Annotated in this window: 7 protein-coding genes and 1 pseudogene; 6 read left to right on the forward strand and 2 right to left on the reverse strand. The window is 36.0% G+C overall.

All coding sequences use genetic code 11. From position 1 onward, the window contains the following. Positions 1-10 precede the first annotated feature (10 nt). Positions 11-694, reverse strand: a complete 684-nt coding sequence (locus N784_RS06850) for a YczE/YyaS/YitT family protein (RefSeq protein ID WP_052127174.1) — start codon at positions 692-694, stop codon at positions 11-13. Between the two features lie 598 nt (positions 695-1,292). On the opposite strand from N784_RS06850, the gene N784_RS17060 reads away from it, so the two are divergent. From N784_RS17060 to N784_RS06865, 3 genes are read left to right on the forward strand one after another with little or no spacing between them, the layout of a single operon-like run. After that, a complete protein-coding gene (locus N784_RS17060) occupies positions 1,293-1,826 on the forward strand; it encodes an MFS transporter (RefSeq protein ID WP_269745326.1) in 534 nt (177 codons plus the stop codon). A gap of 44 nt (positions 1,827-1,870) precedes the next feature. Further along, positions 1,871-2,452 carry an MFS transporter gene (locus N784_RS17065; RefSeq protein ID WP_332307846.1) on the forward strand — a complete coding sequence of 194 codons (582 nt, stop codon included), beginning with the start codon at positions 1,871-1,873 and terminating at the stop codon, positions 2,450-2,452. Between the two features lies 1 nt (position 2,453). Continuing rightward, positions 2,454-2,717 (forward strand): hypothetical protein, encoded by a 264-nt coding sequence (locus N784_RS06865; RefSeq protein WP_036833613.1) that lies wholly within the window; start codon positions 2,454-2,456, stop codon positions 2,715-2,717. Here the strand turns inward: N784_RS06865 and N784_RS16805 are convergent. Further along, positions 2,702-2,821, reverse strand: a pseudogene (locus tag N784_RS16805) (IS4 family transposase); the annotation flags it as partial. The gene N784_RS06865 and the pseudogene N784_RS16805 sit on opposite strands and share 16 nt — an antisense overlap. 162 nt (positions 2,822-2,983) lie before the next feature. Here N784_RS16805 and helD point away from each other — a divergent pair. The 3 genes from helD to N784_RS17070 all read left to right on the forward strand — a co-directional run bounded on the left by helD (position 2,984) and on the right by N784_RS17070 (position 7,095). Next, a complete protein-coding gene (gene helD / locus N784_RS06870) occupies positions 2,984-5,293 on the forward strand; it encodes an RNA polymerase recycling motor HelD (protein ID WP_036833574.1) in 2,310 nt (769 codons plus the stop codon). Between the two features lie 387 nt (positions 5,294-5,680). After that, entirely contained in the window at positions 5,681-6,853 is a 1,173-nt protein-coding gene (chrA, locus tag N784_RS06875) for a chromate efflux transporter (RefSeq protein ID WP_036833577.1), read from the forward strand. A gap of 113 nt (positions 6,854-6,966) precedes the next feature. Then, positions 6,967-7,095, forward strand: coding sequence for a hypothetical protein (locus N784_RS17070; protein WP_269745325.1), 129 nt, complete (start codon positions 6,967-6,969; stop codon positions 7,093-7,095). Positions 7,096-7,217 lie beyond the last annotated feature (122 nt).

Genomic DNA, 7,217 nt, shown 5'->3' on the forward strand with positions numbered 1-7,217 from the left:
AGGTGAGCGCTCACTGTAATACACTTTTTGATTTAGTTTTAGGGTGACTAAGTCGCTCGATGAATGCTGTTTTCTCAAAGCTATATTGAATAATAGGTCCTAAGAATAGAGCGGTAATTAATGTTCCAAACCCAACAACGCCCCAACCACCTAGTAAAAAGCCGAGGAAGGCAAGGGAAAATTCGAATATAATGCGGATAAAGCGTTTAGATTGATTCGTTCTTTCGTTCACAACCATCATAAAATGGTCGACTGGAATATGTGGTAACGGTGATCGTAAATAAACCCCTGTTCCTAGCCCAAACAATACTACTGCAAGGACGAAAACACTCCACTGCACCCACCAAATTTCAAATTGGGAATCCCCTAAAATATCGTACAACCATATGTTTAGTGAAAATCCTCTTAGTAAAATCGGTAAGATAGACTCGAATCGAGGTCGTTTTTTCTCAATTTTGGCGTTGACCATGACGAGGGCAACAAAACCAGCAATAAGAAAATAGCCGACTCGAATGTCAAAACGTTCTGCTAGTCCAAAAGCAACCGTATCACCAGGGGCAACGCCAACCCCAGATTTAAATAGTAAAGCTAGTCCTAAGCTAGATACAATAATACCGGCTAAATACAGCACAAATTGAATCTTCTTGTTGCGGTTCCCGAAGTAATGTTTATAAAGCTGTGAAATGGTTTGCATGTTTTAACTCCTTTTAACACGCTAGACAGAATCGTAACGAAAATTTCAATTATTTCATGTCGTCATTTATTATACCGAATATACTCCATAAATATAAAGACTAATGTCACATTTAAAGTTGATTAATAATAGTCAAAAAATAAGAATCATGCCACTGTGATATATAAACTGCTATGAAATATGCCTTTTGAGGGGATGGGCAAAAACAAGAATGGAGTAGAGCGGCGGTTCAGGTTAAAAGTCTTTCCGGAGTAAATCATAAAACAAACATTTTTAATAATTTTCACAATTAACAGAAAATAAAATAAATTTGAGCTTGAATTTATTTTATTTATTTAGTAATATTTAGTTAATTTTTAAATTCAAATACCAACATAAGGAAGTAGGTTTAATGAGTATTGAGGAAAAGTTAGAAAAATTAACTCAGCGACTAGGATATAAAACAAGTAGAGAAATCATTTTACAATATTGACCAGTAATAGGGGGGATTCGTATAGAAAAAAATCAAAAGAAACCAAAATTTTTTGATTTAGGAAGAAGTTTTTATTTACTCTGGGCAGGGCAAACAGTTGGGGGATTTGGACGCCAGGTAACCATAATTGCTTTGCCCTTAATTGCTATTAATGTTTTAGATGCTAGTAACTTTTTAGTAGGATTGATAACCACAATATCCTTTCTTCCTAATCTATTGTTAGGTTTTCATGCTGGGGCTATAGCTGATAAGTATAATAGAAAAAAAATTATGTTGTTATGTCAAAGTAGCAGTGCTATTTTACTAGCATTAATCCCTCTTTTATACGTACTAGACGTCCTTAATATATGGATTTTATTATTAATCACCTTTTTAACTGGATGTTGTTCATTGTTTTTTCAACTTTCAGGTGCTTCTTATTTACCTGAAATATTATCACCGAATCAATTAATCAAGGGAAACGCAAATCTACAATTAACTCATGGCGCTTCTCAAGTAATGGGACCTACTATAGGTGGAACAATAATCCAAATACTCACAGCGCCTATTGCGATTATTGTTGATGCATTTAGTTTTTTTATTTCGTTTATCTTTACACTTTTTTTACCTGCTAAAAGTAAAAAAAGCAGCAACAAAAAGGTGCCTTATTTTCCAGTATAAAAGAAGGAATTATATTCACTTTTAAACATGAAATTCTTAGACCTATACTTGTAAGTTATTCTATAAGTGTATTATTTATAGGTCTATATCAAGGTATCTCTATTTTATATATGACAAGAACACTTGAATTATCAGCATATCAGATTGGAATTGTAACAGGAATTGGAAATATAGGATTCCTTATAGGAGCAGCAATTAGTAAAAGGCTTACAGAAAAATTCGGAGTAGGTAATATAATTATATACTCATTAGGGTTAATAGCATTAGGGTTTCTTATTGTTGGTATAGCAAATGCCAGCAGCCCGATTGCATACTTAATAGTAGGTCAATTCATTATGAGTATAGGTGTTCCTTTATATAATGTTAATTTAGGGAGTTTAAGGCAGGCTATTACCCCCAATGATCTACTAGGGAGAGTTAACTCTGTCTCACGGGTATTTGGTCGAGGAGGTGTGCCCATTGGTTCCGCCCTAGGGGCAATGATAGCTTCAGTTATTAATCCTAGAACAGCTGTTATTATAGCTGGTATTGGAGGTGTGTTAGCAATTTTACCAGCACTACGTTCAAGTGTCATTTGGGTAAAAACAATTTCTGATGCTGATAAAATTAGAAACAAGGAGGGCTAACATGTCTACATATTTTACAGATGAAGAATATTCACCAAAATTTAATGAAAGTTTTGAAGAGATTTGTACTGAATTAAAATCTATAAGTGACAGACTCTATGAACTGTTGCCAGACACGTCACTGTCACCAGATGAGAGACTTGAAAGACTTGCTAGAGTTGTTCCTACAAGCCTTTTAATATCAGATAATCATAAAACAGCAAGAAGTAAACTAAATAAACTTCGTTATAGACTTGATGAGCTTGTTCACTTTGCCCATTTGTAATTGTTCAAGTTTAAAGGAAAGGTACTAAAATCGATAATTTTTAATGGCGTTGTTGTTTTCCGTCTTGATTAAAAATCTGTTTTGTCATGAATTTGTGCCACCAGTAAACGTATCCATGGGTTTGGATTGGTTTACTACCAACAATCATTATAAAGGATTTTTTATAAGAAAGTAAGATTACAGCAAATTCAACTCAGTTTCATGGCGATTAACCATCTTAATGCGACGCTAGTAAAAATATTATTATGATAAATGGGGTATGTTTGGTGGGTGAAAAAAATGAAATTCAAGAAAAAGAACAACGTCGTGTGAATCATGTGATTGAGGAAATCCATCTGCGACAGAAAGAATTATATGCAAAATCATCTAGTTTAAAGGAAAGTGTTGTCAATTTACGGCAAAACTTCTGGGAAGACGTGACCGTAAACCTGGACGAACCTGATGATGTCATCGAAACACAAGCAAGTATTAAGCAGCAAGCAGAATTGCTATCTGAACAAGAACGTTTCCACGGAAAAGTTGGTGAAGAATTAAAGACTTTAAAAAAAATGAAAAGCAATCCCTATTTTGGTCGTATTGATTTTCGGGAGGATGGCGAATCAACTAGTGGACCAATCTATATCGGTATTGCTTCTTTAATGGACCATAACGATGAGGATTTTCTTGTATATGATTGGCGCGCACCGATTTCTAGTCTTTATTATGATTACTCCTCTGGCAAGGCTCAATACCAAACAATAGATGGCACCATAACAGGTGAGATGACGTTAAAACGGCAATTTATCATCCGTAACGGCGGTATTAAAAGTATGTTTGATACGGGAGTTACCATAGGCGATGAATTTTTACAGCTAGCGCTTGGAAATAATGCTAGTACAACGATGAAAAGTATCGTTGCTACAATCCAAAAAGAGCAAAATAAAATTATAAGGGATGAACGGCACCGTTATCTAGTTGTCCAAGGTGTGGCAGGAAGCGGTAAAACATCTGCAGCATTGCAACGTATAGCTTACTTAATGTATCGATATCGCAAGACATTAAATAAGAATAATGTTGTGTTATTTTCACCAAACCCTTTATTTAATAGTTATGTTGCTAATGTTCTACCTGAACTGGGGGAAGAGAATATACAGCAAACAACATTTTACGAATACCTTGTGGACAAAATTGAAAGTAACCTAACCGTTGAGTCACCATTTCAACATATGGAAGATAAATTAACAGGTATGTGTGGTACGTATTATCATGCAAAAAGAGCATGTATTGACTATAAATCAAGTTTAAACTTTAAACAGCATTTGGATGAATACATGTCAAGTTTGACTAGCGGTGGACTGCAATTTAAAAATATTTCATTCCGTAAACGGGTGATTGTTACTAAAGAACAAATTCGCGACTACTTTTATTCTTTGGATCCGACGGTTTCCATTCCGAATAAATTGGAACTTGTTGCAAAATGGCTGTTACGTGAAATGCGAAAACAACAGCAGAAAGAAAAAAATAAGGATTGGGTTATGGAGCAAATTGCGTTATTAGATAAAGAGCACTATTTACATGCGCATTACCATATGCAAGCCCAGGATCAGAACGAATTATATGTTGATGAGACAGAGGAAGATTTTCTGCGTAAAAAAGTAGTACAAAGAGCTTTTTCTATCTTAAAAAAAAGGATAAAGCAATTTCAATTCGTTCATATTCTAGAAACGTATAAGCAGTTGTTTACTGATTGGCCGCTAAAGAATGCACCGGAATATTGGGAAGACATAAGAGAATGGACTATTAAAGATCTTTCCCGAGGGTACTTGGCATGGGAAGAGGCGACTGCATATTTATATTTTAAAGTGTGTATATTAGGAGATACTACTGATCGGTTGGTACGCCATTTGTTTATTGATGAAGCCCAGGATTATTCTCCATTTCAATTTGCTTATATAAAGCAACAGTTTCCTTATACGAGAATGACTTTGCTAGGGGATATTAATCAGGCAATCTATACTCATGACATTAAGGGAAGTCCGCTTATACCGAATAGTGAAGATGGAAGATACAAACGAATTGCTTTAACGAAGAGTTATCGGTCAACCAAACAAATCGTGGATTTCACAACATATTTTGCCCCAGAGGGAGAATTAATCGAGCCATTTAACCGACATGGTCAGAAACCTGAGTTGGTCATCCATCAAGGAAATGTCGTTGTTCCATTACTTTCGAAAATAGAGGCGCTGCAGGATAATGGTCATGAAACAATCGCGCTTATATGTAAGACTCGGCAAGAATGTGATAATTTGCTTGGTCTGCTAAGGAATTCGATGTCGATTACCAAAATAAATGAGGAAACTCGATCCTATCAAAAAGGAATTTTGTTGTTACCGGTTTATTTAGCCAAAGGGATTGAATTTGATGCAGTTGTTATTCCCGATGCTTCCAAAACAATGTATGCGGGTGAAGCAGATCGGGCACTTTTTTATACCGCTTGTACGCGAGCGATGCATGAGTTGGTTATATTAACAGATGGAAAAAGTAGCCCATTTATATTAGAGGTACCGGAAGATAAATATGTTGTGATAACTAGTTAAGGTTTGGAAATCCTTTCAACACAGTGTTGAAAGGATTTCTTGTGGGATGCTCCCTGCAGTAAAAGCTGTTAGTGAAAGGTAAGGCGGCTATCGTGAGGTTTTGTCTAAAGCGAATAGTTAGCCAATATATATGAAAACAGTCGAAAAAACCAAGTACAAAAAGGAAACTCGAATTCTCTTAGGTATGGATAAACATAAAGCTTATGAATGGTCAAATACAGAAAGGGCCGGAGCATTACTTAATTTTCCTTGCTACTTGATTTTAAGTTTAATTGTTTTTTGGTTTGTTAATTGATCATATTAAATTTTTGTAAAATTATACGAACATATTGTAAACAGGTGATTTTTCTGTTTAAAATAATGGTGTTCATAAGAAAGGGGAGTTAGATGATTAAGAAATACATAGAGCTATTATTGGTCTCTTTTCGTTTAGGATTAACGTCTTTCGGAGGACCTATCGCTCATTTAGCTTATTTTCAAGAAGAGTATGTAAATAGAAGAAAATGGCTAGATGATAAAAGTTATGCCGATTTAATCGCATTGTGTCAATTCTTGCCTGGCCCTGCAAGTAGTCAGGTTGGCATATCGATTGGTATGGTAAGAGGTGGAATAATAGGAGGAATCATCGCCTGGTTTGGGTTTACGATGCCTTCCATTATTGCACTAGTATTGTTTGCATTATTCGTTCATGAAGTTGGGGTGGAGGATGCGGTATGGATTTCCGCCTTAAAAGTAGTCGCTGTTGCTGTGGTAGCACATGCGATCATGAATATGGGGAAAAAGTTGACACCGGATTTAACTCGCAAATCAATTGCTGTAGTGGCGGCAATGATTTTATTGTTCTATCAAACAGCACTGGCCCAAATCTCCCTTATTGTACTTGCTGGCCTAGTTGGAGTATGGCTATTTCGGAAATGGGAATTGCCAGAAGGGGCGGATGTCGGTTTACAGTATACAAAGCGTACTGGAATCATTTCCTTAAGTTTATTTGTACTATTTCTAATAGGTACGCCGTTCATTGCTGCTTCTTTTTCTTCCATCTACGTAACGATTTTTGATACGTTTTATCGGGTTGGTTCGATTGTTTTCGGTGGTGGACACGTTGTATTGCCACTATTAGAAGCAGAAGTTGTACCTAATCTTATTTCCGAGGAATTATTTTTAGCGGGATATGGCGCAACACAAGCTGTACCAGGTCCGATGTTTACGTTTTCGAGTTATTTAGGAACGATTATGGCAGGAGTTCCAGGAGCTGTCGTTGCTTCGATTGCCATGTTCTTACCATCATTCTTTTTAATCATTGGGGTACTGCCTTTTTGGAATACCCTTCGCAAAAATCGGAATGTAAGAGCTGCGTTGTTAGGAGTAAATGCTGCAGTAGTTGGCATCTTAATCGCTGCATTGTATGATCCGATATGGACAAGTGCAATTCATACGAACAAAGACATTGCTATTGCTATTGGCTCGTTTACATTGCTATATCATTGGAAAAAACCAGCTTGGCTCGTTGTCATTATCACGGTACTAGTGTATATAGGATTATCTCTTTTAGGATTATAAATATGGTGTGGAATGCACCATATTTATTTGTTGCTTAACTTGGCAGAAAATTCTGTTTATGATACAATGAACTCAACATAATTGAAAACGCTTTCTTGAAGGGTTGATGGTAGATGCCTATTTATACGAACTTAAGTGTTTCGAAGCCTAAACAAGAAGAGCAATCGAATAATTTTTGGTTTAATTACGGTACATTAGTTGTAACTGTTACAGCGGTGTTGGTTCATTATTTTTTTATGTAACGAATTGTGTGTTCCACCTCCAAAATGTTTATATAGAAAATCCCAGTCTATTATAGCAGACTGGGATTTTCACGTTGGTGTGCGCCCTGCATGGCAGTAGGAACTGTTAGCGAAAAGCAAGG

It is taken from the genome of Pontibacillus litoralis JSM 072002, from assembly GCF_000775615.1.
In the GTDB taxonomy this organism is placed as follows: Bacteria; Bacillota; Bacilli; order Bacillales; family BH030062; genus Pontibacillus; species Pontibacillus litoralis.

Coding starts and splice junctions, on each gene's coding strand:
- N784_RS06850 (WP_052127174.1), bottom strand. CDS start 694: ATGCAAACCATTTCACAGCTTTATAAACATTACTTCGGGAACCGCAAC.
- N784_RS06865 (WP_036833613.1), top strand. CDS start 2,454: ATGTCTACATATTTTACAGATGAAGAATATTCACCAAAATTTAATGAA.
- chrA (WP_036833577.1), top strand. CDS start 5,681: ATGATTAAGAAATACATAGAGCTATTATTGGTCTCTTTTCGTTTAGGA.
- N784_RS17070 (WP_269745325.1), top strand. CDS start 6,967: ATGCCTATTTATACGAACTTAAGTGTTTCGAAGCCTAAACAAGAAGAG.